Raw genomic sequence first — 26,131 nt, 5'->3', positions numbered from 1 at the left:
CAATGACTCGTTTACAGTTACGATCGATATTGTTCTCTGGAATTTTCTTAGCCTGTTTCCTGTCTGTGACAGAACCTCTCGAAGCACAAGACCTCAAGCTTCACACAACTCCCGGGGGAGTCGAGTACGGCACATGGGGATCACCTGAACCTGGGCCAGCGCCGACCCTCTTCATCTTTTCCGGAACCATCGAAGGGACGCTGAAGGACGCATACTTCCGGCAATGTGGAAACGCGCTCGCAGAGCAGGGGTATCTTTGCGTTTCGATCGACCTGCCGTGTCACGGAAAACAGGCGATCGATGGGGAAACATCCGGGCTCGGAGGTTGGAATCTTCGCATCGCCAATGGTGAGAACGTCGCTGCCGAGTTTCAAAAGCGAGCATCTGAAGTGCTTGACCATTTAATTCAAACCAAAGTGGCTGACCCAGATCAAATCGCAGCCGCCGGGACTTCACGCGGTGGATACATGGCCATCCAGTTTGCCGCTGCCGACGAGCGAGTCAAATGTGTTGCCGGGTTTGCTCCGGTGACAGACCTCGCTGCGCTCCGAGAATTTGCTGGAAATGAAGAATTGCCGCTGGTAAAGCGTTTGAGTTTGGAGTCACAGGCAAAGCAGCTCGCGGGGAGACCGGTTTGGGTGATCATCGGTGACCGTGACGACCGCGTCAGCACGAAAAGTGCAATGGACTTCGCTCTAGCTCTCAGTGCTGAAGCAGTCGCCAAGGATGTGCCCAGTCGACTCGAATTGCACATCATCTCCGAACCGCGCGGACATACAACCCCTAAAGGAGCTGCCGAACAGGCAGCAAGCTGGATTCTCCAACAATGACAGATCGCCGCCGCAATGATTTTGCACCGTGAAGATCGCACTTGTCAGAGCTGAATGATCGCAGCTCAATTCACTCTGCGGCCTTTTCCAGTTTTTTTGCTTGCTGATACAGAGCTTCCATCTCTTCCAGCGTCGCTTGTTGAATTGACTTACTTTGTGCAGCCAATCCACGTTCAATATGTTTGAATCTTCCTGCAAATTTCTTGTTTGAGCGTCTTAGTGCTTCTTCCGGGTTCACATCCCAGCGGCGGGCGATATTCGCCAGTACGAACAAGACATCACCGAGTTCTTCTTCGATTCGATCTTGCCGCTCCGGATCGTTAATCGGCTCGTCTGGAACAGGTTTCATGTCCACGGCAGCGGAGATTTCGGGCATCTCTTCGTTGGGATAAAGTTCGACTTTCAGTTCTTCAACTTCTTCTCTCAATTTGTCGAACAACATGGCACGATGGGGGAAGTCATAGCCGACTCTTGCTGCTTTCTTTTGAATGCGGGCAGCTTTGGCGAGTGCAGGAAGGTCGACAGGAATTCCGTCGAGTGCGGAGTTCCGGCTCGTCTTCTCTTTTGCTTTTTGTTTCTCCCAATGCGAACGGACGTCGTCCGCTGTTTCGGCGTGAGCTTCTCCGAAGACGTGCGGATGCCGATGGATCATCTTCTCGGTGATTCCTTCGATAACATCGATGACATCAAATCGTTGTTCGTCAGCCGCGATTTGGGAATCGAGCATCACCTGAAGCAGCACATCCCCCAGTTCTTCTTTGATGTTTTCGTTATCATCTGTGTCAATCGCTTCAAGAAGTTCGTACGTCTCTTCGAGTGTATAAGGTTTAATTGACTTTAATGTTTGCACACGGTCCCAGGGACAGCCTTCTGGAGATCGAAGCTTTGCAATCACTTCGCAAAGTTTGACAAACACGTTCGAGACACGCTCCGCGTTTGGGGGAATTCCCTGTTGATGATCGTTTGACATGCAGATCGTCCTGATTGCGTCGGTTCTTGAGCCAAGTGCTTGGCTGATTTTCTCGGAAGGTCGTATCGAGCGGATGAGTTCACGAAGTTTTGCTTCGAATTATCCGGACGACTGTTGAGTCAGTTGTTCCAGATGGTGATGACCGGCGTTTAATAACTGATCGTCGGGAAGAGTGTCCAGTGGGGAATACCCTGGGTGGCGTGATTCTTTGTAGGGATCGTTTTTCTTTGTGTTGTAGCAGCAGATCAGTGCCCAGCGTGGGTTCTCACTGGTGTTCTGATCCGAGCGATGCAGCAGGTTTGAGTGAAAGAAAACCGCCGAACCGGGTTCGAGTTCCACATGAACTGTTTCGTATCGTTCAACCGCCACCGCGACCCGTTCGAGATCTGCGCCGGTTTGGTCACCGATGGGGCCATGATTGATCCGCCCGATTTGATGGGAGCCTCGCAAGACCTGCAAGCAACCGTTCTCTTCAGTCGCTCGGTCGATGGCGATGAGGCAACTTCCCATATCAGGGGTCAGGCATCCGTTGTTGTACCAGTAGCCATAATCCTGATGCCATTCCCAGGCGCCGCCGACGCGAGGCTCTTTGAGAATCAACTTGTGGTGATAGTGATAAACTTCGTCGCCGAGAAGAGCACTCATGCGTTTCACAATTCGCTGAGATTTCACAATGGACGAGTAATAATCCTGCTGTAATTCATTGCGGACAGCGAGTGTAACGACCGCGCCTTTCCCGTCTTCCCTGCCATAAGCTGTCTCCGCCAGGTTCACATCGGCCCGGGAGATTTTCGCCAGAAGTTCGGTCTCTTCAGAGCTTAGAAGATTGCGGACAATAACAAACCCGTCACGGTCAAACTGTGCTTTTTCACTCTCAAAGGCTGCCATTTCCATCCTCGATAGATTACTTTCCGAAAGGTGTCAGCATTCATTTTGCCACTCAACTTCGGTTCTAACTCGTACTCTGAAAAGCTATCGTCTCGACTTGCTAAGCGATGGGCAAGTCATCGTGCGTGTCAATCATCTATGGAAACGAATCAGAATGATTCGCAAAGAGCTTTCCCCCGTAAGTTTCACGGCTCTCCATAATTCAAGCAACCGCCATAGTATTCGCTTTCCCAAACGTGTCGACATGACTTCAATCCCAATTGGTATCGCGGTTGTTCTCTCGCAAGGACGTGTTCTGGTCGGGACACGCGATCAGGATGCTCATTTAGGGGGACAGGCGGAGTTCCCCGGCGGGAAGTGTGAAGCAGGTGAATCCGCAGCTAAGTGTGCAATTCGAGAATGCCTCGAAGAGACTGGACTGCAAGTCGAGATTGCCGAGAGACTTCACCAAGAAGTTTTTGAGTATCCAGATCGAACCGTCAGCTTGACATTCTACTTGTGCCGACTTGTCGAGGCCGCTGCTCCCCATCCCTCCGCGTTGCCGTTCGAGTGGGTCGAACTGGAAACGTTGCCTGCTCGAAATTTTCCGAGTGGAAATCAAGCGGTCCTGCGAATCCTTGCTGATCGCTTCAAATCAGAAAGTCAGGGATTGCACTGACAGAAATCCCGGATTGCATTTTCAACAAACCTCAATTGTCTGCCAGAACTTGGCAAGCTTGCTGGGAGTTTCCGAATCTTCAAAGAGGACGCCAGGCGTCTGGGGCTATTTCTTGTTGATAGAAATCGTGCGTTGACTCCTGTTGATCTGCAGAGCTCAATTCTCCTTCGCTAAGGATCGACGAAACGGTGAGTCCCGTGAGCTCCAAAAAGTTCTGGAGAATCTGATGGCCGGAAGTTGTCAAAATTGACTCGGGATGAAACTGCACCCCGAAGAGCGGAAACTTGAGATGCTGAATGGCCATGATGGTTCGATCAGGTGTGCGTGCAGTGACACGGAGCTCGGCCGGCAACGATTTTTCCTCAATGATCAGAGAATGATATCGACCGACCTGCAACGGATTCGGACAATCGGCGAAGAGTCCAGTTTCATCATGCTGGATCATCGATGTTCGACCGTGAACCGGTTCGCTGGCCCGAACAATGTTTCCTCCAAATGCCGCAGCGATTGCCTGATGTCCGAGGCAAACACCTAAAATCGGAATCGACTGATGGAACTCTTCAACAACTCTTTGCGAAATCCCCGACTCCGCAGGTGTGCATGGCCCCGGTGAAAGGATGATTCCAGCCGGAGCGAGTTGCCGCACTTCCGCAAGGTTGATGGCATCGTTCCGGACGACTGTTGTCTCCATCCCCAACTCCTCCAGGTACCGGGCGAGGTTGAAGACAAAACTATCGTAGTTGTCGATCAGGAGTAGCTTGGGGTTCATCAATTCAACATCTATAAAACAAGAACGCCTGCCTGAAGCGGTTCGCTCTACTGAGTGCCCGTGAAGAACGCATTTCTCTCATCAAAATGCTGTTCGCCACGAAGGGACTGTATCTCTCGAAACAGAACAGGTGCATCATAGCCGAAAGCGTCTCAGAACATTATTTGAATTCACAATCTTCCTCAAAGACTTCACCAACAACATGCAATGTATGGACTCCAGGCCCTCCAACTTGATGAACTACATAGAAAACAGGCGACACATTTCTCATGTGCCGCCTGTTTTCTGATTGGGATCGGGAAGGAGGAGGAAATCATTGGTGAATTAAAGGGCTCCGACAGCTTTCATGTTTGCGGTGTCGGAATTGGATTTCATACGTTGATGTCGCGGAAGTGATTTTGGCTGAAGCTCGACAGGAAGGTCTTCAAGAGAAAGCTCGCCTCGCAGGATTCGCATTCCTCCCGGTGCGTCGATTCCAATTTTCACAGAACCGCGACTGGTTTTGATGACTTTGACAACGATGTCTTCACCGATTTGAATAAATTCGTGTTGTTTTCGTGCGACGACAAGCATCTTTCTCTCCATAGATTGATTGAACTTCAGGGTCGCTGAAGCAATGGGAAGAAGTCGATGGCTTCCTGCCGGTGACTTCTTGAATTGATTGTAAAAGTAGGGAGTAGGGGGTCGGAAGTGACCCGTGTGAGGATGTTTTTTGATAATGCATTCAGCGTGCCAATCACGACAATTCACCTGTCACGAAAACTCAAAAGAGCGGGGTAAATAGAGATTTCCCAAGGGAATACCACTCAAAACAATATTCCCGGAAAGAATTTTCCAGCTTCCACGCTGCTCTCGCGTGGTCGATCTCTGTAAGATCGAGAATCGTTTCTTCCCAAAGATGCAATAGTTGCATCGACAAAACCACCATCCGGCAGTATTCGCCGCACCCTCTGGTTATTCTTCATTATCAAAGAAGTGACCTTGAAGTGCAGCCTCAACAGAAAACGAAGACATCAACTGATGTGGATTTCTGAAGTCTTTCATTCCGTCCAAGGAGAAGGTCGTTACACCGGCGTTCCGAGCAGCTTTGTGCGCACATCGGGATGCAATTTACGGTGTTGGTTTTGCGATACTCCATATACATCATGGGAACCGGAAGGAACTGAGCGTTCGCTGGAAGAACTTGTGGCTGAGATCACAGGCTTTGATTGCGAGCACGTCGTCATTACCGGCGGCGAGCCGTTGCTGGTTCCAGACATGGTCCCTTTTACGCAACAGCTGAGGTCAATGGGTCACTTCATCACCTTTGAGACTGCCGGGACAGTTTTGCGTGATGTCGAAGCAGACCTGATGTCAATCAGCCCGAAGCTCGCCAATTCAACTCCCGTCGGGACACCTTGGGAAAGTCGGCACAATGCTCGGCGACACCGCCCGGAGGTCATTCGGGAAATGATCAGCCGGTTTCCTTATCAACTCAAATTTGTGATCGACCAACCGTCGGATTTGAATGACGTCGAACAGTGGCTTGTGGAATTCCCGGAAGTCGTCGCTGAAAACGTCTTTCTCATGCCTCAGGGAACAGAGATTCAAGAACTCCGATCCAAAGAGAGTTGGCTCGTTGAAGAAGCCGACTCAAGAGGATGGCAGATCTCTCCGAGAAAACACATTGAACTTTTTGGAAACACTCGTGGGACTTAAGAAATTGTTCACGATTGAAAAATCTGCCCCTGTCGCGAGTTGGTGAATCACGGGTTGTCAAAATGGAAACCACATTGCAAGTTGAACTCTTTGGCCTCAAAATCTTTTTGCAAGCTGCTGACAGCGAGTGTGCAAGGTGTGCGTAAAATTCATCACAAGGATTTCAAGTCTCCGAACGATCCTCCAACATAAAATCTCGTAGCAAGCAGCCGATAAGTTCGCAAAAATGACGATCGCGGGAACGACAAGAATTCAAACACTCTCAACTTTACAAAGTAAGCGGGCCTCCCAGAACAATGAAGAAATAACTTCGTGCTTCAAGCACAGCTTTTCAGGACAGCCCAAAGATTCAGCCAGATGAATAAAGATAGCCCACAAGATGTTCGCCGCGAGCGGATGACTTTTTATCCTGTGATTGTGATGTCAACAATTTTTTGCGTCTCAATTTTCATCGTCATCGCAGTGACGTTCGGCGATCAGGACGTGCCGGTTAATCGTTGGGTCAACAAGAACGCAAATCTAATCTTGATCGTGGAGACCATTCTGCTAACGATCACTGCTATCGGTGCGATGACGGTTGATCGTTTGAGAACTCTCAAAAGAATCGCTGCGGAAAAAGAAGCAAACCCGGAGGAACACGCGGAGGACGAACCTGCCACTGAGGTGAACAACAATGTGGGTTAAAGTCTGCGGGCTAACTTCGGTAAAAAACGCACTTCAAGTTTGCGACACTGGTGTCGACGCGATCGGTTTGAATTTCTACGCGAAGTCCAAACGCCGCGTCGATCTTGAAACCGCTCGGCAAATTGTTGAATCGTTGCCGGCGAACGTCGAACCGATCGGCCTGTTCGTCAATCACACAGTTGAAGAAATTCAGAGAGTGACGAGCGAAGCCGGCATCAAAACGATTCAACTTCATGGCGACGAGACGGCGGAGTTCGCAGCTCAACTGGGCGATTTGAAAATTATTCGGGCGATACGAATCGATGAGACAAACATCAAGCAGTTGGCGAGCGAAATTGACAGTTTCCGAACTGCTGGAGTGGCACTGGCTGGCTGTTTGATCGACGCAAACGTTCAAGGCTCCTACGGTGGGACCGGACACACCGCTCCGTGGGAGATGATCGCAAACCATTACGACGTCGAGAACTGGCCGCCACTTATTCTGGCTGGCGGATTGAACACAAAGAACATTGAGGCCGCCATTCGCATGGTTCAGCCATGGGGAGTCGATACCGCAAGCGGGGTTGAATCCGCACCGGGGATGAAAGACCCTACGCAAGTTTGTGAGTTCGTAAGCGGGGCGACAAAAGAAAACGATTAGTACAGATTCATATCTTCTGCCTTTGCGAAGATGACTTTTCATGTCATGTTTTACTCAGTTTCGCGAGACAGAAAGCAGACATTATTTTCAAAATGCTTTGGAAGCAGATCATGCACAAGAACATTCGAGTTATCCTCGATCAGTTACTCAGTCAGCAAGAAGTGGATGCCAACCAGATGCGAACAGCGATTGGTTCAATCATGGATGGTGAGTGTTCTCCGGTCGACATTTCGTCTCTGCTCACAGCACTGGCAATGCAAGGTGAGACAGAAACGGAAATCGCTGGCGCGGCCTCAGCAATGCGTGAACGTTCACTGAAGATTCAAACTTCTCGGACCGGATTGATTGACACCTGCGGGACAGGTGGCGACAAGCTTCACACTTTCAACATCAGCACAGCCACAGCCTTAGTCGTAGCAGGTTGTGGGCAACCGGTCGCGAAGCATGGGAACCGTTCGGTATCCAGTTCGAGTGGATCTGCCGATGTCCTCGAAACGCTCGGCGTGAATATTGGCCTCACCGCAGAACAGGCGGGGAACTGTCTGGATGAGATCGGGATTTGCTTCTGTTATGCTCGCCTCTTCCACGGAGCAATGAAACATGTCGCACCGATTCGTGCGGAACTTGGAATTCGAACAATTTTCAATCTCCTCGGGCCTCTGACGAATCCAGCTTCTGCCGAGTTTCAGTTACTCGGAGCAAACAGCAACGCCAACGCCGAGAAAATCGCCAAGGCTGCAAGTCAACTTGGCACAAGTCGAACGTTTGTCGTCTGCGGTAACAATCAACTTGACGAAGTGAGCCTCTGGGGCACTACGGCTGTTTGGGAAGTCAGGGGCGACTCCGTTCAAAAACAGACATGGACCGCAAGTGACTTCGGACTCGCCGAGTGTTCACCGGATGATCTGATCGTCTCATCCCCTTCCGAAAGTGCCGATGTCATTCGCGGGGTGCTCGCCGGACAAAGTGGTTCTGCCAGAGATATCGTTGTCGCAAACGCCGCTGCGGCTCTGGTCTGTAGCCGAATGGCAGATTCACTCACCGACGGAGTCTCGAAAGTTCAACACGCCATTGATTCAGGACAAGCCAGAGACCTGCTCAAACAATTGGTCTCCTGGACACAAAAACAAGCAACGACCGACTGATCCGTAATTGAGATGTGGAAATGATGCAGGAATTCCCCCTCTTTCTGCAGTTCGCCTGAAAATCGCGTTCTCAGGCTCCAATCAATCTCGCTTGCCAGCTATTCTAGAAGCAGTCTCAAAACCCATGGAATCGTGACCTTTCTCTGTACCAGAGAAGTGAACAGCAAGATTTGAGACCAGTTCTAGAACACCTCTCGAATTGGTTTGCAGGTTCTGCCTCGTGGCGAACAGTATTTTACTAGTGAAATGCGTTCTTCACGGGCACACAGTAGAGCAAACTGCTCTATTGCGTTTCAAAGTTGATACAGCATCGCCGGTCGCATCACCGTCGATTGATATTTCCTCAGGAGTTTTTTCGTGCCCGTTATTAGCGTTGAAGGTGAGTGGCTCAAGCAGCTGCTCGGACAGGAATACCAAGTCGAAGAGCTGGCAGACGCTCTGGAGCAGATTGGATGCGACGTTGAAGAAGTGATCGACGTTGAACGCTTTCGCTGCCCGATGTGTGGAAGCGCTGTCGAAGGTTCGCTTGGTGCGGATGTCACGCGGCGATGTAACTGGTGTGACTTTGAGCAAGAAGATCCTTTTGTCAAAATTGGCGAAAGTAAAGTGATTCGCCTCGACCTGTTAGCCGCTCGCCCCGATCTGTTTGACGTCGGCGGGATCTCACGAGCCCTCAAGGGGTATCTCGGCGAAGTTCAAGGCCTCCCGGAATATGGTGTTGAGCCATCCGATCTCAAAGTCAAAATCGATCCGGCAGTTGCTGGGGATGACTGTCACCGCCCATTCATTCGCTGTGCTGTGATTGAAATGGCGAAGGTTGACGACGTCACTTTGGTTGCCCTGATGAAACTTCAAGAGGCGTTGCACTGGGGCGTCGGTCGCGATCGCAAACTTGCATCGATTGGTGTTTACGATCTCGATACGATCACCGGTCCGATTACTTACACAACGCTCGATCCTGATAAAGACTCTTTCGAACCGCTTGGAAAAGCGGGCGTCCCGATGACTGGACGACAGATTCTTGAAGAACACCCCAAAGGAATCGCCTACGCCAAGTTGCTGGCAGATCATCACCGATATCCCGCTCTCAAAGATGCTAACGGGATTGTGCTATCGATGCCTCCGATCATCAACAGCGAAGCGACAAAGGTCAAACTGGACTCAAAACGACTGTTCGTCGATGTCACCGGGATCAGTGAATCGGCGGTCGTGAAATCTTTAGACACGTTCGTCTCCTCATTGCTCGAACTCGGCGGGAAGGCATTTTCCGTTGAGATTACGCAAGCTGATGGCGAAGTGCTGGTCTCTCCCGATTTAACACCGCGTGAAGTCGATATCGATCTCAGCGAAGCGAAACGCTGGCTCGGATTACCACTCGATCCGGAGAGTTTGAAGGCATCACTCCGAAGAATGCGGCTCGACGCCAAACCTGTCGACGGTTCGGACAACAATTTCCGAGTTCGATATCCTGCTTTACGGACCGACTTCAAACATATGGTGGACGTCTTCGAAGACTTGGCAATCGGATTCGGCTACAAGAACATTGTCCCCAGCTACGCCGGTCAGGCAACAACAGGACAGGCACGCCCGGAAGAGGATCAAAGCGATCTGTTTCGAGCCGTTCTGTTAGGCCTTGGTTTCACAGAAATCATGAGCCTGCCGATGACCACAGAAGATTTGCATTACAACAAGTTCCGTCTTCCTGTCCCCGAACACTACACGCGCATCGCCAATCCAAAGCTGAAAGCGATGACTGTCGTCCGATCACACTTGATGACCGGATTGATGGAACACTTGCGAGAGAATCGCCGGGCACACTTGCCGATTCGCTTTTTCGAACTCGACAACGTGACCGTTCTTGATCCGACTGCAGAGACCGGCGCACGTGAAGAGCGACATATTTCGATCGTCGAGATGGGAAAAGAGGCCAGCTACGCCTCGATCCGCTCCGCGACGGATTCTTTGTTGTTTGAAATGGGACACAAAGGCGAATACGCAATCAGCGAGCATTTCTCGTTCATTCCCGGGCGTGTCGCTTCCGTTGAAACGGGAACGGAAGTGCAGGGAATTCTGGGAGAATTGCATCCAGAGGTGATCACCAACTTCGGCCTTGATCATCCAGTTGCCATGGCAGAATTGACTGTCATGAAGATTGATTGATGTCTATCAAATCGCCGAATGTTAAGTACAAGTGCGTCGCATTTGACGCAGTTGGTACGCTTATACACGCCACACCTTCGGTTGTTGATGCGTACTGGTCGATTGGCCAGAGATATGGTTCAGAGCTCACTCGCGATGTTGTTAAAAAGCGATTTGGAAAAACATTTTCCTCTCGACAGCTTTCGCTTCAGACCGATGAGCAGTCTGAGTACGAATTTTGGCAAGCGGTCGTCAAAGACGTTCTCGGCCCGGTTCCAGCCGCAGACGAATGCTTCAACGAACTCTACAATCATTTTGGAAAGCCAGAGGCCTGGCGAGTGGACTCTGATGCCGAAGAAACGATTCAGGCATTAAACGAACTCGGGATAGATGTCGCAATTGCATCGAATTTCGACAAACGACTCAACTCTGTCATGGATGGACATGCCGCTTTAGAAGGGATTTCACACCGCGTGATTTCTTCAGAAATCGGTTGGAGAAAGCCAAGTCGACAATTTTACAAACTGCTTTCAGAAAAAGTCCATTGCCACTCACATCAAATCTTAATGATCGGTGACGATTTCGAGAATGACGTCGCAGCTGCCAGAGATGCAGGGCTTGATGCGATTCAACTCGTTGCGAACAATGAAGCAACAGATGCTCATCAACAGATCCGATCTTTGAAGGAAACTTTGAATCACGTGATTGAGAATGGATGAATCCCTGAACAATAATGAGAGCAATGCTTCGACGTCGTCGAAGCTGCAGCAATTCGTTCAGAGTGTCTTAGGACTCGTTGGCTGGCTGACGATTCTCGGTTTGACATTGCGGTTAACGGTTCGAGATTCCATCTTCGGGATTTCGACCCTGTACTATATGACTCCCCTGGCACTGCTTGTCGTTGGCTCCAGTGTTGGATTGCTGAACTCTCTACTAAAACGAAAACGGACTCACATCCTGTTCTGGGGCGTGATGTTCGTCGTGTTGACAATGTGGTGGAAAGAGACTGACTGGAAATTTCACCCAAGTCCAACTCAGTCCGAAAACGACCTCGTCATTTTGCTGGCGAATATCGCTCAAGATCAAGATTTCGACCACCTCGCCAATATCGTCGAAGAGGTCGAGCCAGACCTGATAGGATTTCTTGAAGCACTCGCATTAACCGACGAGCAAAAACATAACTGGTCGACCAGATTTCCCGACTACAGCTGGACGTTAATTGGCGGGGGCACGCAATTGCTCGCCAAAGGTGAAATCAGTTCCCCGTGGGTTAAGCCACTCGAAGATGGAACACGGATCAGTCGCTCGATTGTGAATGTCAAAGGGGCCACACTGCACTGTTTTATCATTGATGTCGCTTCAACGTTATTCCTGTCGCGTGCTCCGGCACTCGACCTCCTGACGGAATTTGTTAAAGATTCAGTAGATGAAAACGTCATTATTCTCGGGGATTTCAATACTCCGCGAGATTCTGTTCACTTCGATGAACTGCGAAAAAACCATACTAATCTGCTTGAAAAAGTGGGGCAAAGTTACGCCGCCACATGGCCACAGCCACTCCCGATACTCACTCTTGATCAGATTTGGGTCAATAAACAGATCGAACCGGTCGCTTGTGAACATCGTTATAACCAGAACTCAGACCACAGTATTGTGATTGGACGAATTCGCGTGAAATCGAACCGGAATTGACAACCACACCGCTGAGAGTTTCACTTGATACAATTGAACGTTAATATCAAACTGAGCTTTTCCTACCAAAGCATCCACTGCAAAACGATAAATCACCGTCAAACATCACCACCAGACAGTCTCTGAAAGGCAGCCCAATGGCCGATCAAAACGCCAATAATTCACGTCGAGATTTTCTCAAAACAGGAGCAACAGTCGGAGCAGCGACTGCGTTGCTGTCCAACTTTGCAGCCAGTTCAAAAGTCTATGCGGCAGGAGATGAAATTCTTCGTGTCGGTCTTGTCGGCTGTGGTGGGCGTGGAACAGGGGCTGCGAACCAGGCATTGCGAGCGGACCCCAATGTCCACTTAGTCGCAATGGGGGATGCGTTCCCGGAAAAAATTGAGCGAAGCCTCGAAAACCTGAAGCGTCAAAAAGATGTTTCAGATCGGGTCCTCGTCGAGGATAACCACAAATTTTCCGGACTCGATGCCTATCGGTATGTGATCGATTCTTGCGACGTTGTCATTCTCGCAACACCTCCGGGATTCCGCCCTGAACACCTTGAGTATGCAGTCGAAAAAGGGAAGCACATCTTTACTGAAAAGCCGATGGCAACGGATGCCCCGGGTGTGCGTCGAGCGCTTGCAGCAGTCAAAAAAGCTGAAGAGAAAGGAATCTCCATGGTCGCTGGCTTCTGCTGGCGATACGACTCCACGAAAAAGGCACTCTTCGAAAAAGTCCTGAATGGTGACATCGGTGATGTTCGGTGTGTCTATGGAACCTACCTCACCAATCCAGTCAAATCGATGCCCGACGCCAGCACACGACCTGAAGGGATGAGCAATCTCGAATGGATGGTCCGGAACTGGTACAACTTCACCTGGCTCTCCGGTGACGGACTCGTCGAGCAAGCTTGCCACACAGTCGACTGGGTCGCTTGGGCGAAGAATGATGTTCCACCAGTCAGTTGTACCGCAGTCGGTGGACGTCAGATTCCTGCCAAAGGGGGCAACATCTATGACCACATCGAAATCAACTATCTGTGGGAAGATGGATCACGCGGATTCCTGGCACAACGCCAAATCTCTGGTTGCCACAACGAGAACAATCTCTACATTCTCGGAGCAAAGGGCCAAGCGAACATGACCCGCCGTGGAGCAACCATCTCCGGCTCAGAAGAGTGGAAATATAAAGGTGAAACGCCCAACATGTATCAAGTTGAGCATAACGAAATGTTCAAGGGGATCCGGGAAGGCAAGCCGATCAACGACGGCGAACGCATGATGAACAGCACCATGATGGCGATCATGGGACGCATGGCTGGCTACACAGGCAAAGAAGTGACTTGGGAGATGGCAATGAACTCCGAAGACAAATTGGTTCCAGAAGTCAGCAACTGGGACACTCCTGTCGAGATCCCAGAAATGTCGATGCCCGGCCTGACTCCGTTCAAGTAAAAACTTTCGCTGAAAGAACTTTAGAGCATCATTCGAATTGATGCTCAGGTTCTGCCTCGTGGAGAACTGCATTTTCATTAGCGAAACGCGTTCTTCACAGGCACACAGTAGAGCAAACTGCTTTAGAAACGCGAGTAAGACGACTAAGAGAGACCATTCAAGGGAAAGTCGGTTCTTTCTTGAGTCTTGCAGGTGCGAATTCAAAGCCGCTGGCGTTTGTCGGCGGCTTTTTTACATATCGAGAGTGAAGTGATGTCCTATCCACGTGTTTCAACCTTTAAAACCCCTGAAGACTTTCAGGAACGCCTCAACCATTTGGGATTGAATCTCCAGTTCGACCGAGAGGTTCAATCAGGCGTGAGTTCCCCGCTCGGTCAGAGTGTTCCGTTTCAAGACCAGTTCATTGGAAACCGATTCTGTATCCTTCCGATGGAAGGCTGGGACGCAGAATCGGATGGAAAGCCGACTGACCTCGTTCGCAGGCGCTGGAGAAACTTCGGTCTGAGCGGCGCCAAACTGATCTGGGGTGGTGAGGCTGTCGCCGTCCGACATGATGGCCGTGCGAATCCAAATCAATTGCTAATCAACGAAGAAAACCTCACTGGCATTCAGGAACTGCGGGAAATTGTTGAATCAGCTCACCGAGAACGGTTTGACACCACTGACGACTTGCTTGTCGGCCTGCAACTCACTCACTCGGGACGATTTGCCCGGCCCAATGACGGTAAGAAACTCGAACCACAGATTGGATATCGACATCCAGTTCTTGACAAAAAATTTGCGATCGACTCCGATGATAAAATCATGTCGGATGATGATCTTTCAAAGTTGATCGAAGATTTCGTATCAGCTGCGGTTCTCTCTCAAAAAGCGGGTTACAAATTTGTTGATGTGAAACATTGTCACGGCTACTTGGGACATGAGCTTCTGTCCGGCTTTGATCGTCCAGGAAAGTATGGCGGAAGCTTCGAGAATCGGACTCGCTTTCTACGTGAAATCGTGTCAGGAATTCGGGCTGAAGCTCCCGGGTTAGAGATCGGGGTACGTGTCAGTATTTTTGATTTCACTCCATTTGAACCGGGTGCAGATCGCATCGGTGTTCCGAGCGTGCTTGAGTCTTACAACTCGGCGTTTGGCGGAGACGGGTCAGGGCAGGGGATTGATCTTGAAGAGCCAGCAAGGTTTCTTAACCTGCTTCAAGAACTTGGCATCAAGCTCGTTTGCACAACCTGTGGAAGTCCTTATTACAATCCGCACATCCAACGACCTGCAATCTTTCCTCCTTCAGACGGTTACCAACCACCCGAAGATCCTCTGGTTGGAGTGGACAGGCAGATTCAGGCAACGGCTCAACTGAAGCAGCAATTCCCTGAGTTACTCATTGTTGGGTCGGGGTATTCATACTTACAGGAATGGCTTCCGAATGTCGGTCAGTATGCGGTTGCGAATGGACTCGTTGACTTCGTCGGACTCGGACGAATGGTTCTTTCGTATCCTGAACTACCCGCCGATGTCCTGGCGGGAACCACAATGCCGCGAAAGAAAATCTGCCGAACATTCAGCGATTGCACAACGGCGCCTCGAAACGGCATCATCTCCGGGTGCTACCCACTCGATCCGTTCTATAAGGAAATGCCCGAGCGGCAAGAACTCCTCTCCATCAAGAAAAAGATGGGGTAGGGCTGTTAGCTCATCCATGTGCTCGTGAAGAACGCGCTTCACCTGATCTTCAAGACTCGCCATCCTCAGCACTTGGAGGCCCCGGGGCTTCAAGTGGAGTCGTTGGCTCCGGTGTCGATTCGGCTTCCGAAGTTTCAGGGTTCTCAACTTTTTCTTCCTGTGGAGTGACTGGCTCCACAGGCTCTTTGGCATCGGACTCTGCTGGGCTTTCTTTGACCGGAGCAGTTGGTGGGGCAGCATTCGAATCTTTCGATGAATCTGTTGTCTCCGCTTCCTCTGTTGATTCTTCAATAGTCGCTGGTTCGACTGCTGAATCTGGAAGCTTCACCATCTCAACTAGAGGGCGCTCAAAGACAATCCTGTACGTTCCGTCAGGCCGAGCGACCTCAACGAAATCATCACCGATTCCTTGAACTGTCATTTCAAAATCAGTGATGGTGACCTCTTCACCCTTTCTCAACATGGTAGTTTTGTTCGTAGCTCGATCAAACAGATACGCTTCCCATTCTTCGCGCCCCTCACCAAAGACACGTTTGAAGGTCGTTGTCAGGAATGTATAGCGTGCGGAGTCCTCTTCGAGAGAAACTGGAATCGTTTTTGTGACCGATTCCGAGTCTTCATCTGAGTCGGTCACAGTGACCTGAATTTCATATGTTTGTGCTTCCAGCGATTCGGCAGGGGTCCAGCTGAGAACGCCGTCGTTTTCACCGATTTGCATTCCCTCTGGAGCGTTGGCAATTGAAAATTTGAGCTTGCCATTTTCACCATCTGGGTCATCGGCTGCGATTGTTTTTTTCGATGCTCTTCCCAGAAAGAAGCGGAGTGTCCCGGTCTGATCAATGACCGGCGGCTCGTTGGGATCACGAACCCGCATGTCGACAGTCGAAGTGAAGCCTGCCTGTTTACTCGCAGAACCGTAGACCAGAACCTGAAGTTCTCGCGGACCAAGATCGATGTCGGATTCAACATTCCAAGACAAATTTCCAGTCCGTTCATCAATTTCTACACCTTGTGGACTGTCGATGAGAGTGTACATGGGGGAGCCGAAAGCCGGGTTCCAACTGGTGACATTCAGTTTCCAGTCCCATTTGGTGCCACGTATTGCTGGCGGAGCAGTTGTGGCTGCCAGTTTCGGATCATAGTTTGCCTGTGGAGCAGGTTTTGTGAAGATACTCTGGCTCCACATTGCTTCGACAGCGTTTGAATCGGCTTCAACTTCACTGAGCAGTGGGAACAGTTCGAGTGTCGTGCCTGGCGAATGACTTTTGGAAAATGTGGAGGCAACTCCCCGTTGAAGGGTCCACTTGTTTCCATCGATTGCCGTGACATTCAGAAATTCATCATCGATGCGAACTCGAAAATTTGCCTTCTCTGGAAAACCAGTGGCATCTTCCACCTCAACCACGGTTTGATTTTCTTTGAGTTCCGTTTGCAATTTGATTTGAGGGAAAAGTCGAGTCCGCTGCTTCGCGGATTTCATTGATAGTCCCTCAGCGGTCAGGGTGATCTGGAGATCCGGATTCCCTTCACTCGCTGGGCTAATCACATCACAAGTTGAAATTCGATGAAGAAGTTCGACCGATTCGAAACGTTCCAGAAACTGGGCCAATTCCTGAGCAGTCGCCTTCGTTTCGAGCGTCACCGGAATTGTCACAAACACGTCTTGCTGCGAGCTTCGACGTCCCAAAGTGACTTTCGTCTCCTCAAATCCTGAAAGCTTTGCCAAACTGGAAACCCATTCTTCATACAGTCGCTGTGCATCCAGTGGATCGGGAGGGAGGCTGATCTTTCTCCAGTCGGCAAGTTGCTTCGCTCTCTTTCGCTGCTCGATTTGCTGATCAAAACGTTCATTCGCTTCGGCCTGAAGTGCTTCTTCCTCTGAAACCAAATTATTGATGGGTTCCAAGAAACTATTTTCAAACACAGGCAAGCCGAACCACAAGACAACAATGCTGCCAAGTCCAATCGCCAGATACTTTTCACGCTGTTGCATGAGAATCACTCTATAAAATATGAATTCGAATTCAGGAAGCTGTCAGTTGGCCTCAGGATTGAGGGGAACTTTCCGAGGTCACTGCCGCTGCTGTTGATCTCGTTTTCTTTTCTACCGAAGTCTTGGGCGAAGTCGCGGGCCGAAGCACATCGATGTTGATCTCAAAACGGACGGGGTAGTCAGGGTCTCGTGTGGTGTTTGAAGTTGCTTGAGGTGTCACACGAAATCCATTTTCTGCGAGCTTTTGATAGAGGTCATCGACATCGTTTCGCTCTTTCGCAAAGCCGACACCGGTAAACCGGGCTTCGACCTCTTTATCACTCACCGGCTGAAGGCGTAGCTCACTCATGTAAAGCTTCTCTGTTCCAGGCATATGCCTGCGGAGTTCATTCCAAGCGACAATTGGATTTTTCTGTCCTTGCATCCAGACTTCGATGCTGTTGAAAGCCTGATCCTGTGGCTTACCTGCGTTGAGATCTTTGTCAATTTCGGCGATGGAACTGTTGAGAGCTTCAATGCTCTGTTCGAGAGCTCCCTTTTTGGAAAGGAAGATCCCAAAGGTGAGTGCCAATAAAAGTGCAGCCGCAGTAGAGCCACCGATCCAGTACCATTTTTTTCGGTCCGGCTTTTCAATTTTCTTGCGCGGGTTCAGTAAATCCAGCTTCAGATTGGCTTGTGCAACGGGCAGAGCAGCTCCAATGAGCGTCTCGAATGTAACGGTGTCGTGTCCCCCAGCGAGAGACTCAGGCAGTTGAACGTGAGTGACATGGTCTTGGAAACGCTTTTCAAGCAGTCCTCGAACGTCAGCGTCAGCGGTTGTTCCGAGGAGATAACATCGATTCACTTTGACATTGGGATGAGTCTGATTCAGCGAGACAGTCAACCGAGACAAACCACTCTCAAGTGGCTTCAATCTATTCTCTTCAGGAAGTACCAGCGAGTGACTGAACACCAACGCGCCTCGATCGTAGATCGATAATTCGACGAGTGACTGACGTTGGAAGACGATAATTTCTGGTTGGTCCGCGCCGAGACTGGCTCCTCCAAATGTTTTGGCGAATTGCCCAGCGGTCAATGATGTGATCGTCGCGTGTTGAACTTCGAAACCGGCAGCAGAAGCTATCTGCTGCATTCGCTGCAATCTTTTGCGATCGATGGATGCCGTGAGGACTGCCAGCCCTTCACCACCCGATTCGACTCGTAGATAATCAAGTGAAAGGTCGTCAATAGCCAATGACGACTTCGCTGCCGACTGAAATTTGACTAAGTCAGGAATCTCTTCTTCAGGTGCGTTGGGCAATTGCAATTGACGTACGACGACCGCTTCCCGGGGGAGGACCAAAATTGCAGAACCGGAAGAAATCCCGGCACTGGTCATCCAATCTTTAAGCTTCTGACCAATCTCTTGTGACGTGAAGCTGGTGTCGTGATGTTCGAATGTTTCCCAGAAACCGCACTGAGCAACTCTGCCAGACGCATCTGCTTCGATAACACGAATCCCATCGATGGACCATTCTATGATTTTCTGTGACATGATAGCTTGGGATTACAGGTGAGTTGACGTTTGGAATGAAACACAATTGAAATGGAAGTTTTGTCGACAATAAATAGTCTACTTCATAATTCGGGCTATTCTCCGAATGGAATCAGCTGATTTGAGCGATAACCGGGACCAAGTTCATTGAGCGTCCGCTGAAAGATCACTCGGGGAATCTCCTGAGTTGCATCAACGACCGCTTCAATTCTTGTAACCGGACCGCCACGATCGGCATGACCGACAACTTGCATGCGAAACACATCACCGCGCGTTGTCAAAAATCCATCTAACTGTCGCATCGTTTGCAAATCGACGAGCCCCTGAATCAGTAGCCAACCGGTTGTTGAGTATTGATCGAGCGTCGTTGAAGAACCACTTGCACGGGCTCGGGCAGCCACAATGGCATCGGGCAGGTCGATGGGCATGTTTGGAATTCCCCGCATCACTTCTGGGCGCGCCTGATTGATGTTAATCCGCCCCCGGATGACAGACTCAGAAGAGACAGTCAATGAGTCCAGCAACAACGGCAGCGTCGCTTGAAGTTCTCCCGGATCACTTAACCAGGGACTTGCAAGTGTGGTCATCGTCCCGTCAATCTCCACATCGACTTCGGCATCGATGAGGTCGTACAGAGATCGAATCTCCGTACTCGCTCCTGCCGAGAGGTCGAGGCCGCCACGTGTGATTGAACCACCGCTTCCGGAAAAGAGACTCTTGGCAATACTACTGGCCGCTTGCTCCAGTTCCATGTCTGTCTCGAAATCTCCCGTCGATCGCGTTGATCCAGACCCGACACCGTTAAGTGGGTTTTCGCCTGATCCAGTTGCGCCCCCAGAATCGAGATCTTCAAGAGCACTCAAGTCTTCATTCGGCCCATTGAGTCGATAGGCCGTTACGAACTGTGCCGTTTCTTCATCAAATTCATTCAGAAGTGCGTCGTAGAGATCTGTCAGTAACGGTTCGTTGACGTTGATACGTTCTTCACGAAACATGTCGTAGGAGTGCCGGTAATTCCCTTCAACGCTGTAAGTCGTCAAATAGGCAGCCCAGCCGAGATCGAGAACTCCATCTTCATTGTCCGCAGGAAGTGAGAGTTCTCCGTCATTTTCATTCGGGTCGAGAATTCCGTTTCGATTGGCATCCTCACCATACATCAGCGCCGGCTCGACTCCCAGGACGAGCATCAGTTCTTCGAGGCTGTCAATTGGACCATTTCTTGGGAAGACGGTCGAATAGCTGTCAGCTTCGGCACCGTATTCACGTTGTTCATCATCCGCATCAATCCAGTCGAGAATCGAATCTGCGATGGCTTCGGTCATGTTAGGAAGTTCCATTAACATGTTGCGGGCAGTGTTGTCGTCGGGATTGAAGTTCGCCAGAACGTTAATGTTCAACTTGGCACACTCATCGACCAGTCCGAAACGCAAGCCATCACTCGATGCCTGAGAATCTATCCCGGACGAGTCGACACTCTCTCTCGGAGCGACAATGGAAAACCCGGCACCGGGATCTAAAGCGATATGGAACAGTCCCGGATCGTCGTACAGGTCCGAGTCGAATCCACCACCATCGGGTGTGAGCAACATTGCAACGTAATCGACTCCTGACTCCGCCCACATCTGCGATTGAACCCGGCGAGCATAAGCATCGGACGCCTGATATTCAGTGATCATTAACTCTGAAAAGGTGTATGCCCCCAAGGTGAGCATCACAATGACAACAAGCACCAGAATCAACGCACTTGCTGATCGGTGTGAACAGTTTTCAGATGGACAGCGAATCAACATCAGATTACTCCATCAACGGAATTGCTAACGGAATATGAAACACGTGTTCCACATTAAACACTGTACCAGTTCCAGAGTACTGATATCCCTTTTGAGAAGTCTTCGCCGGTTGCTGCCAAATCCCAAATGTGACTTTCACAGCTCGCGGCAACCCCCCGATCTCTCGGCTGTCCCAAGAAGCGAGCCAGGCAGTTCCGTCGAAGTACGAGAACTGAACTTCCGAAATTTCCGTAGCCAGCACATGCTCTGAATCCAGAAAGTCGGTCGCTGAGTCGAAGGCATACAGATCAATACTCCGCCGCCCAAATCCGGTCTCAGGACGACCATCGAACATTGAATCATCGCGGACGTCGTACTTGGGTTTTCTGGGATCAATCAACATACTGACATCAACAGGTGCCAAACCATAAGTGACGGTGAGTAAATCGTTCGAACGTCCTGAGGAAGGCGATTCAGTGTAAATGCTATCGTACGAGAGATCACGCAGTGGGCGGCTGACGCACAAATGAACGAACTCCGAAGTACCTACCACTCCAAAGGTGATCGGAGCACTCTCTGACTCCAGCCCTCCAATGGTGAGTGCGGTATCAGAAACATCGTCGAGCGGCTCAAGGTTTTCAACACTACTTTCGTCGGGCTCTTCTTCGTCGGCCTGCTCAACATAAAGAACGATACTGCCGAAGTCTTCGTCCATCTTGCGTATCAGAGCCCGCATCAGTTGAGACTTGTTGACTTGGTCTCGACCAGCGGTTTGAAAGCGTAAGTGCAACCCGACCGCTGAATAGACAGCGCTCAGAAGTAGAACAGTCAGTGCGAGTGCGATCAGTACTTCAACGAGGGAAAACCCATCGCGGTTCTGGTTCCATCGTTTTTCGTCCGGTCCGCTTTGCGTCCGCAGTCTTGGTCTCGTATTCGTCTGTTTTTCGAAGGACATCATAACTCCTCATCCGGGATGATGGCCGCTTCTTCATAAATTTGCGGATCGCGAACTAGCCGTGTGAGTTGAAACGAATTGTTGACATCTCCACGGCTACTCAGATGCTCGACGATCACTTCGACTTTCAACAAACCAATGACCTCGGAGTCAAGAACATTGACAGTCCAAACCCAGGCTGCGCTATCTTCGAATGGGGCTCGATTCTCCGCAGAGAGTGGAAGAACTCCGGAAAGGACTTCGTTCATTTTTCGCTCGCAACGCACTGCAGCATCACCAGTCAGTTGTGCTCGTGTGGCTGCACGAGACCCGTTCTGTAACACTTGACCGATGACAGCTGTTGCTCCCAGGAAGATCGCGAGTGCGAGAACCACTTCAAAGAGAGTGATCCCTTTTCGATCCTCTCGATCAATTTGCGTAGAACGACACGATCGAGAGAGTCTCCATGAAGTGCAGAGAATCTTCGTTGCAAAGACTCCTCCTTTGCAGCAGGACGCCTCGACATCTTCAGAAGTGATGTTAGTTCGACGATCCACCAAACTGCTCCGGTAATTGTGAGATTCGTGATGTCACAACAGCTCCGGTCAATCCGCGAACTGAAACTGAAATGTACCGTTTGTCCTCATCAACGACTGTGACCGCTCCTGTGGTGGCTGATCCGTCAGCATAAAAGAGAATAGGGGCAGACCAACTCACATCACGATGTTGGACGCCGTTCTGAACCATGTTCAACCACGCTTCCGGAAGCCGTTCAAGAATCATCGGCTGATCAGAAATTAAAGTGGTCGGCATATAGAACTGGCAGTCTTCCGACAGTTCATGTGTGATCGCCTGCTTGATACCGCCAGATCCCGTTTCCTGAAGAGTTTGGCTGGCGGAAGCTTGTTCGTCCGTATGGACCTGAAGATCGTAAGGCAGAAGGACGTATTTTCGTCCGTTCGGTTCGAAGCGAAATTGATAGGTGATCCCATCTTCAACCGCTTGCACGCGAGCATGGTCGAGAACTTGCCTCACCTGCTCAACGTTGCCCATCACACTTTCACGTTTTAAAAAACCCGACATGCGCGGCCAGCTGATGCCCGCAATCGCGACAATGACCGCCAGCACCAGAATGAGTTCAAGGACCGTAAACGCGGAGCGGCGCCCGCGCAGGTCGTCAACAGGTTGAACTCTTCGATGCTGGTGCATGGTGATTCATTTCAATGTGAGCCATCGTTACTGGTTCAGCTTGTCGTCCCAGTTATTGATGTCGTCGCCAGAGCCGTTGTCATTCTTGCGGTTCTTTCCGTTCGACCAGATCGCTGGCGATTCCGTATCTGCACGTGAGTTAGGATATTCGTAGTTGAGTGGGTTGTTCCAAGCATCAGTTGGAATTTTATCGAGAACCGCAGCGGTTCCGTCTTCTCGTTTGGAAAGCATCACATCAATGGACTCAGGCGGTTCGCCGAGATTGTCGACGGCATACAGCTTCGCAGCCTGCTCCAAGTTCGTGATCGCAGTTTTTGTGACTTTGACATTGGCAGACTGCTGTTGTCCCAGCAGTCGTGGAACAGCCATGGCTGCAATCACACCGATGATGGCGAGCACGATCAACACTTCCAACAGCGTAAAACCGCCAGGTCGACGTCTTTTGTGTTGTCTCTGATTGAATTGTTGTGTTCGCATGGGTCCGTCTCCTTCATAGTTTTTTCGTTAGTATTCTAAACGCACCGATGAGGTACGTCATATTTGGGGATCATTCTTCGATCATAGATGATGTTTGTCGTGCCCGTGACAGTTGGTTCCATGACATTATATCATGAACTCATTGACTGCTTTTCACGAGATAGAACGCTTCTCCAAATCGTTCAGCAGACTTCAAAAACTTGTTTCGTAACTGAGCCTCATTTTATTAAACAATGCTGGAGCTTTGAAGGATCGGTAATAAGAGTGCAATGACAACAAAAAGGACAACTGCAGCCAGACAAAGCAGTAGCATCGGTTCCAGAAGTCGGACGACCATCTCAATTTCGCGACTTGTTCGCCGTTCCAGGTTTTCTGAAATATCAATCAAAACATTTTCCAGGTTGTTGGCTTCTTCGCCGACTGCGATCATCTCTACAATCTCTTCAGGAAACTGCTTACTGGCAGCCAACGGGCCAGCTAATGATTTTCCCTCTGAAATGTTCGACGCTGCAACATCAATGGCATCCGACAGAACCACATTCGCCGTCGCATCCTTGGCAATTTTTAAGGATGTGAGTACAGGAACACCGTTTTTCAACAACGTTCCCAAGACCCGACAAAATCTGGCAACGGCCAAGCTGCGGACAATTCGACCGATTCCGACTGCCCGCAAACGGAACACATCGAGCTTACGTCGACCATCCTCCGTTTTCAGCCATTTCAACAACCCAATGATTCCACCAGCAGCAGCCAATAACACGACCGCCCAGTATTTCTGAGTCGCTTCACTCATTCCCATGAGTGCCGTCGTCGCCCAGGGAAGTTCTCCTCGGGCAGCCATATTCTCGAAGAGCCCATCAAACTTTGGCACCAGCCATGCCAACATCACTGTGACAACACCTCCCCCGACCATCAATAGAAAGACGGGATACACCATTGCTCCGATGACGCGACCTTTGAGTTCTTCTTGCTGTTCAGTAAACGCCGCGATTCGCTTGAGAACATCCTCCATGAACCCACCTTCTTCACCAGCATGGACCATACTGACCATGAGAGGGGAGAACGCCTTCGGGTGCGATTTCATCGCGTCATAGAGTCGCGAACCTTCAGCGACCTGATCTCTTACGTCTGCAACAACAACTTTGAGAGCAGAATGTGAAGATTGTTTCGAAAGAAGTTCCAACGACCGCAACAACGGCACACCAGACTTCAGCAGATCCGCCAACTGAGAATAAAAAACTGTCAGGTACTTGGACGGGACACGTCGATTAACTTGTTTCGCTGCGGCCTTGCTGGACTCTGCAAGGTCAACCTGAAGCGGAAACAGTTGTTGGGCAGCGAGTGTTGCCAACGCTTCTTTTTCAGTCGTTGCAGTGAGAAGACCGATGACCTGCTGTCCCGACAACTCTCTCGCTTTGTACTGAAATTCTGGCATGGAAAGGCAATATGTCGAAAGGGATGGAATCGTTGGAAAGACTCTCAATCAATACTCATATTTATTGACTGAAGTTTCACTTTACTGACAGAGAACGGACAACTGATACAAAACGTCAATCCCGACCAGCCGTTCACCTTGTCATCTGAACCCGCCGGCAAAACGAAGCGTCTTCGTTCGACAGGTCCATAGTGAATTGTATGGCATCAAGTGACTGGTCGCGATTTATGATTCTGTAAGACGAACATAATTGGCGAGAAAATCATTTTTCGACATCGGTTTCGAAAGATCTACCCCTGCCTTTTCAAATAAAGGTTTCGTCGTTCGTGCTCGCGCCCATTCCTCTTCTTCAAGCTGACCATCTCTATTGCGATCCAGCAACCGGAACATTGATTCACCTCGACGTGCAGCAGCTGTATTCATATCAACGCTGGGCTGCTCCGATTTCGCTGTCTCAGCCTTGCTAGTCGTCGCTGTTTTTGGAGTCGCCCCGGTCTGTTGAGTGCCGGAAATTGTCGTTGAGGCTGCTATTGCGGTCGAAGCGTCAGGAATCTCGACAGGGCCTTTTTCGAGCTCGCGTGGTGTCAGAAATCCATCTCCATTGCGGTCATAAGCGGCAAAAAGATGAATTTCGTCTCGCTTCCATTTTTTCCATTCATAGAAGCCAATTTGGCCATCGCCGTCGTCGTCGCCTTCAACAAATTGCTGAGGAATATCGACAGTCACCCGCTCTTTTGCACGAAAAGCGATAGAAGTGGGAGTTCGCTTGGCAGAATCCGCCTTCTTCCGTTCTTCTTCTCTGCGTTGCTCATACTCTCTGCGTCTTCTTTCGTACTCCTCGCGGCGTCCGCTGTCATCATCACCGTCACGGCGACTCCGGGACTCTTGCTCGCGCTGTTCGCGGACTTTCTCATACGCTGAGGCAAAATTTCGCTGATCCAGTCCTCTGCTGTAGTCGACACCTGCGCGCTGAAGCATGTCTTTGAACGGGCCACGAGAATTCTCGATCTCTTGAGGATCCAGGCGGCCATTCTTGTCTCGATCAAGGTATCCAAAAATCTGCTCAGTCGAAGGACCTCGCCGTTCTTGCCCCCCACGAGACTCTCGACCACCGCCCCGACTGCCATCACGGCCACCTTCGCGACCACCATCACGGTCTGAAGTTCTCCCGCGTGATCTATCGCCAGACCTCTGAGCTGCAGCTTCGTCGACCAGCACCCCTAGCACACAGGATGCCGAAAGAAGCCATAACAACAAGAACATTCCGAACTTCTGAAAATTCATAGTTTTCAACATGGCGCGCGGTCCGAAATTGAATTTGTGGGGTTTTTAGTTCTAACAGAACTTGAATAAGTGTTCGTTTTCAGAGAATCACAGTGATTCCTACAGTTCTGTTTGCGTTTCTAAATATGAAACGTGATGAAAGCTGGGCAGGTATGATCAATAAGCACCCAGAACGAACCAATACTATATCAACACCAGAATTGAAGAATCGGACCGGTCTTCTCTGGAATCCTTGGAAAAACACTTCCAATGAACATCAGCCAC

General features: G+C 50.2%; 24 protein-coding genes. 11 read left to right on the top strand and 13 right to left on the bottom strand.

Features of this window, described 5'->3' with window-relative positions:
- Window positions 1-2: 2 nt before the first annotated feature.
- Entirely contained in the window at window positions 3-830 is an 828-nt protein-coding gene (locus Mal48_RS09775; RefSeq protein ID WP_145198468.1) for an alpha/beta hydrolase family protein, read from the top strand.
- Between the two features lie 70 nt (window positions 831-900).
- Here Mal48_RS09775 and mazG read toward each other — a convergent pair whose 3' ends face one another.
- Both mazG and Mal48_RS09765 read right to left on the bottom strand, forming a co-directional pair.
- A complete protein-coding gene (gene mazG / locus Mal48_RS09770) occupies window positions 901-1,800 on the bottom strand; it encodes a nucleoside triphosphate pyrophosphohydrolase (protein WP_145198466.1) in 900 nt (299 codons plus the stop codon).
- A 99-nt stretch (window positions 1,801-1,899) separates the two neighbouring features.
- Window positions 1,900-2,688, bottom strand: a complete 789-nt coding sequence (locus tag Mal48_RS09765) for a phytanoyl-CoA dioxygenase family protein (protein WP_231739974.1) — start codon at window positions 2,686-2,688, stop codon at window positions 1,900-1,902.
- A 244-nt stretch (window positions 2,689-2,932) separates the two neighbouring features.
- Between Mal48_RS09765 and Mal48_RS09760 the strand changes: the two genes are divergently transcribed.
- Window positions 2,933-3,346, top strand: a complete 414-nt coding sequence (locus tag Mal48_RS09760) for a (deoxy)nucleoside triphosphate pyrophosphohydrolase (protein ID WP_197442210.1) — start codon at window positions 2,933-2,935, stop codon at window positions 3,344-3,346.
- Between the two features lie 79 nt (window positions 3,347-3,425).
- Here the strand turns inward: Mal48_RS09760 and Mal48_RS09755 are convergent, their stop codons facing one another.
- Together Mal48_RS09755 and Mal48_RS09750 are read right to left on the bottom strand one after the other, a co-directional pair.
- Window positions 3,426-4,115 carry an anthranilate synthase component II gene (locus Mal48_RS09755; RefSeq protein ID WP_145198460.1) on the bottom strand — a complete coding sequence of 230 codons (690 nt, stop codon included), beginning with the start codon at window positions 4,113-4,115 and terminating at the stop codon, window positions 3,426-3,428.
- 324 nt (window positions 4,116-4,439) lie between these two features.
- Window positions 4,440-4,688, bottom strand: coding sequence for a carbon storage regulator (locus Mal48_RS09750; protein WP_145198458.1), 249 nt, complete (start codon window positions 4,686-4,688; stop codon window positions 4,440-4,442).
- A 447-nt stretch (window positions 4,689-5,135) separates the two neighbouring features.
- Between Mal48_RS09750 and Mal48_RS09745 the strand changes: the two genes are divergently transcribed.
- The 9 genes from Mal48_RS09745 to Mal48_RS09705 all read left to right on the top strand — a co-directional run bounded on the left by Mal48_RS09745 (window position 5,136) and on the right by Mal48_RS09705 (window position 15,232).
- The gene (locus tag Mal48_RS09745; RefSeq protein ID WP_145198456.1) at window positions 5,136-5,813 is read left to right on the top strand and encodes a 7-carboxy-7-deazaguanine synthase QueE; all 678 of its coding nucleotides are present in this window, start codon (window positions 5,136-5,138) and stop codon (window positions 5,811-5,813) included.
- A 357-nt stretch (window positions 5,814-6,170) separates the two neighbouring features.
- The gene (locus Mal48_RS09740) at window positions 6,171-6,497 is read left to right on the top strand and encodes a hypothetical protein (RefSeq protein WP_145198454.1); all 327 of its coding nucleotides are present in this window, start codon (window positions 6,171-6,173) and stop codon (window positions 6,495-6,497) included.
- The gene (locus tag Mal48_RS09735) at window positions 6,487-7,137 is read left to right on the top strand and encodes a phosphoribosylanthranilate isomerase (RefSeq protein ID WP_145198452.1); all 651 of its coding nucleotides are present in this window, start codon (window positions 6,487-6,489) and stop codon (window positions 7,135-7,137) included. Before Mal48_RS09740 ends, Mal48_RS09735 begins: the two co-directional genes overlap by 11 nt.
- A 110-nt stretch (window positions 7,138-7,247) precedes the next feature.
- Window positions 7,248-8,282: an anthranilate phosphoribosyltransferase gene (gene trpD, locus Mal48_RS09730; RefSeq protein WP_145198450.1), complete on the top strand. Its 1,035-nt coding sequence runs from the start codon at window positions 7,248-7,250 to the stop codon at window positions 8,280-8,282.
- 357 nt (window positions 8,283-8,639) lie between these two features.
- Complete coding sequence (gene pheT / locus Mal48_RS09725; RefSeq protein ID WP_145198448.1) at window positions 8,640-10,442, top strand: phenylalanine--tRNA ligase subunit beta; 1,803 nt, start codon at window positions 8,640-8,642, stop codon at window positions 10,440-10,442.
- Entirely contained in the window at window positions 10,442-11,140 is a 699-nt protein-coding gene (locus tag Mal48_RS09720; RefSeq protein ID WP_145198446.1) for an HAD-IA family hydrolase, read from the top strand. Before pheT ends, Mal48_RS09720 begins: the two co-directional genes overlap by 1 nt.
- Entirely contained in the window at window positions 11,133-12,113 is a 981-nt protein-coding gene (locus Mal48_RS09715) for an endonuclease/exonuclease/phosphatase family protein (protein WP_145198444.1), read from the top strand. The genes Mal48_RS09720 and Mal48_RS09715 overlap by 8 nt, the downstream gene beginning before the upstream one ends.
- A 137-nt stretch (window positions 12,114-12,250) precedes the next feature.
- Window positions 12,251-13,552, top strand: a complete 1,302-nt coding sequence (locus Mal48_RS09710; RefSeq protein ID WP_145198442.1) for a Gfo/Idh/MocA family oxidoreductase — start codon at window positions 12,251-12,253, stop codon at window positions 13,550-13,552.
- Window positions 13,553-13,804: 252 nt separating this feature from the next.
- The gene (locus tag Mal48_RS09705; protein ID WP_145198434.1) at window positions 13,805-15,232 is read left to right on the top strand and encodes an oxidoreductase; all 1,428 of its coding nucleotides are present in this window, start codon (window positions 13,805-13,807) and stop codon (window positions 15,230-15,232) included.
- A 49-nt stretch (window positions 15,233-15,281) separates the two neighbouring features.
- Here Mal48_RS09705 and Mal48_RS09700 read toward each other — a convergent pair whose 3' ends face one another.
- From Mal48_RS09700 to Mal48_RS09660, 9 genes are all read right to left on the bottom strand, one after another.
- Window positions 15,282-17,225 carry a cadherin repeat domain-containing protein gene (locus Mal48_RS09700; protein ID WP_145198432.1) on the bottom strand — a complete coding sequence of 648 codons (1,944 nt, stop codon included), beginning with the start codon at window positions 17,223-17,225 and terminating at the stop codon, window positions 15,282-15,284.
- Window positions 17,226-17,277: 52 nt separating this feature from the next.
- Window positions 17,278-18,759: a type IV pilus biogenesis protein PilM gene (locus tag Mal48_RS09695; RefSeq protein ID WP_145198430.1), complete on the bottom strand. Its 1,482-nt coding sequence runs from the start codon at window positions 18,757-18,759 to the stop codon at window positions 17,278-17,280.
- A 95-nt stretch (window positions 18,760-18,854) separates the two neighbouring features.
- Complete coding sequence (locus Mal48_RS09690) at window positions 18,855-20,549, bottom strand: type II secretion system protein GspK (RefSeq protein WP_145198428.1); 1,695 nt, start codon at window positions 20,547-20,549, stop codon at window positions 18,855-18,857.
- 4 nt (window positions 20,550-20,553) lie between these two features.
- Window positions 20,554-21,486 (bottom strand): prepilin-type N-terminal cleavage/methylation domain-containing protein, encoded by a 933-nt coding sequence (locus Mal48_RS09685; protein ID WP_145198426.1) that lies wholly within the window; start codon window positions 21,484-21,486, stop codon window positions 20,554-20,556.
- On the bottom strand, window positions 21,483-22,019 hold the full coding sequence (locus Mal48_RS09680; protein ID WP_145198424.1) for a hypothetical protein: 537 nt from the start codon (window positions 22,017-22,019) through the stop codon (window positions 21,483-21,485). Before Mal48_RS09680 ends, Mal48_RS09685 begins: the two co-directional genes overlap by 4 nt.
- Entirely contained in the window at window positions 22,003-22,671 is a 669-nt protein-coding gene (locus Mal48_RS09675) for a pilus assembly FimT family protein (protein ID WP_145198422.1), read from the bottom strand. Before Mal48_RS09675 ends, Mal48_RS09680 begins: the two co-directional genes overlap by 17 nt.
- 27 nt (window positions 22,672-22,698) lie before the next feature.
- The gene (locus Mal48_RS09670) at window positions 22,699-23,148 is read right to left on the bottom strand and encodes a type II secretion system protein GspG (protein WP_145198421.1); all 450 of its coding nucleotides are present in this window, start codon (window positions 23,146-23,148) and stop codon (window positions 22,699-22,701) included.
- A gap of 226 nt (window positions 23,149-23,374) precedes the next feature.
- Complete coding sequence (locus Mal48_RS09665; protein ID WP_145198419.1) at window positions 23,375-24,583, bottom strand: type II secretion system F family protein; 1,209 nt, start codon at window positions 24,581-24,583, stop codon at window positions 23,375-23,377.
- Between the two features lie 225 nt (window positions 24,584-24,808).
- Window positions 24,809-25,846, bottom strand: a complete 1,038-nt coding sequence (locus tag Mal48_RS09660; protein WP_231739972.1) for an EF-hand domain-containing protein — start codon at window positions 25,844-25,846, stop codon at window positions 24,809-24,811.
- Window positions 25,847-26,131 lie beyond the last annotated feature (285 nt).

The organism is Thalassoglobus polymorphus, assembly GCF_007744255.1.
GTDB classification, from domain to species: Bacteria; Planctomycetota; Planctomycetia; order Planctomycetales; family Planctomycetaceae; genus Thalassoglobus; species Thalassoglobus polymorphus.
The sequence above is the reverse complement of the archived record's forward strand: the minus strand, read 5'-3'. Positions and strand labels throughout refer to the sequence as shown.

What these genes read in the sequence shown, in the direction of transcription:
- Mal48_RS09775 (WP_145198468.1), top strand. Translation starts at nt 3, where the DNA reads ATGACTCGTTTACAGTTACGATCGATATTGTTCTCTGGAATTTTCTTA.
- mazG (WP_145198466.1), bottom strand. Translation starts at nt 1,800, where the DNA reads ATGTCAAACGATCATCAACAGGGAATTCCCCCAAACGCGGAGCGTGTC.
- Mal48_RS09765 (WP_231739974.1), bottom strand. Translation starts at nt 2,688, where the DNA reads ATGGCAGCCTTTGAGAGTGAAAAAGCACAGTTTGACCGTGACGGGTTT.
- Mal48_RS09760 (WP_197442210.1), top strand. Translation starts at nt 2,933, where the DNA reads ATGACTTCAATCCCAATTGGTATCGCGGTTGTTCTCTCGCAAGGACGT.
- Mal48_RS09755 (WP_145198460.1), bottom strand. Translation starts at nt 4,115, where the DNA reads ATGAACCCCAAGCTACTCCTGATCGACAACTACGATAGTTTTGTCTTC.
- Mal48_RS09750 (WP_145198458.1), bottom strand. Translation starts at nt 4,688, where the DNA reads ATGCTTGTCGTCGCACGAAAACAACACGAATTTATTCAAATCGGTGAA.
- Mal48_RS09745 (WP_145198456.1), top strand. Translation starts at nt 5,136, where the DNA reads ATGTGGATTTCTGAAGTCTTTCATTCCGTCCAAGGAGAAGGTCGTTAC.
- Mal48_RS09740 (WP_145198454.1), top strand. Translation starts at nt 6,171, where the DNA reads ATGAATAAAGATAGCCCACAAGATGTTCGCCGCGAGCGGATGACTTTT.
- Mal48_RS09735 (WP_145198452.1), top strand. Translation starts at nt 6,487, where the DNA reads ATGTGGGTTAAAGTCTGCGGGCTAACTTCGGTAAAAAACGCACTTCAA.
- trpD (WP_145198450.1), top strand. Translation starts at nt 7,248, where the DNA reads ATGCACAAGAACATTCGAGTTATCCTCGATCAGTTACTCAGTCAGCAA.
- Mal48_RS09720 (WP_145198446.1), top strand. Translation starts at nt 10,442, where the DNA reads ATGTCTATCAAATCGCCGAATGTTAAGTACAAGTGCGTCGCATTTGAC.
- Mal48_RS09715 (WP_145198444.1), top strand. Translation starts at nt 11,133, where the DNA reads ATGGATGAATCCCTGAACAATAATGAGAGCAATGCTTCGACGTCGTCG.
- Mal48_RS09710 (WP_145198442.1), top strand. Translation starts at nt 12,251, where the DNA reads ATGGCCGATCAAAACGCCAATAATTCACGTCGAGATTTTCTCAAAACA.
- Mal48_RS09705 (WP_145198434.1), top strand. Translation starts at nt 13,805, where the DNA reads ATGTCCTATCCACGTGTTTCAACCTTTAAAACCCCTGAAGACTTTCAG.
- Mal48_RS09700 (WP_145198432.1), bottom strand. Translation starts at nt 17,225, where the DNA reads ATGCAACAGCGTGAAAAGTATCTGGCGATTGGACTTGGCAGCATTGTT.
- Mal48_RS09695 (WP_145198430.1), bottom strand. Translation starts at nt 18,759, where the DNA reads ATGTCACAGAAAATCATAGAATGGTCCATCGATGGGATTCGTGTTATC.
- Mal48_RS09690 (WP_145198428.1), bottom strand. Translation starts at nt 20,549, where the DNA reads ATGTTGATTCGCTGTCCATCTGAAAACTGTTCACACCGATCAGCAAGT.
- Mal48_RS09685 (WP_145198426.1), bottom strand. Translation starts at nt 21,486, where the DNA reads ATGATGTCCTTCGAAAAACAGACGAATACGAGACCAAGACTGCGGACG.
- Mal48_RS09675 (WP_145198422.1), bottom strand. Translation starts at nt 22,671, where the DNA reads ATGCACCAGCATCGAAGAGTTCAACCTGTTGACGACCTGCGCGGGCGC.
- Mal48_RS09670 (WP_145198421.1), bottom strand. Translation starts at nt 23,148, where the DNA reads ATGCGAACACAACAATTCAATCAGAGACAACACAAAAGACGTCGACCT.
- Mal48_RS09665 (WP_145198419.1), bottom strand. Translation starts at nt 24,583, where the DNA reads ATGCCAGAATTTCAGTACAAAGCGAGAGAGTTGTCGGGACAGCAGGTC.
- Mal48_RS09660 (WP_231739972.1), bottom strand. Translation starts at nt 25,846, where the DNA reads ATGTTCTTGTTGTTATGGCTTCTTTCGGCATCCTGTGTGCTAGGGGTG.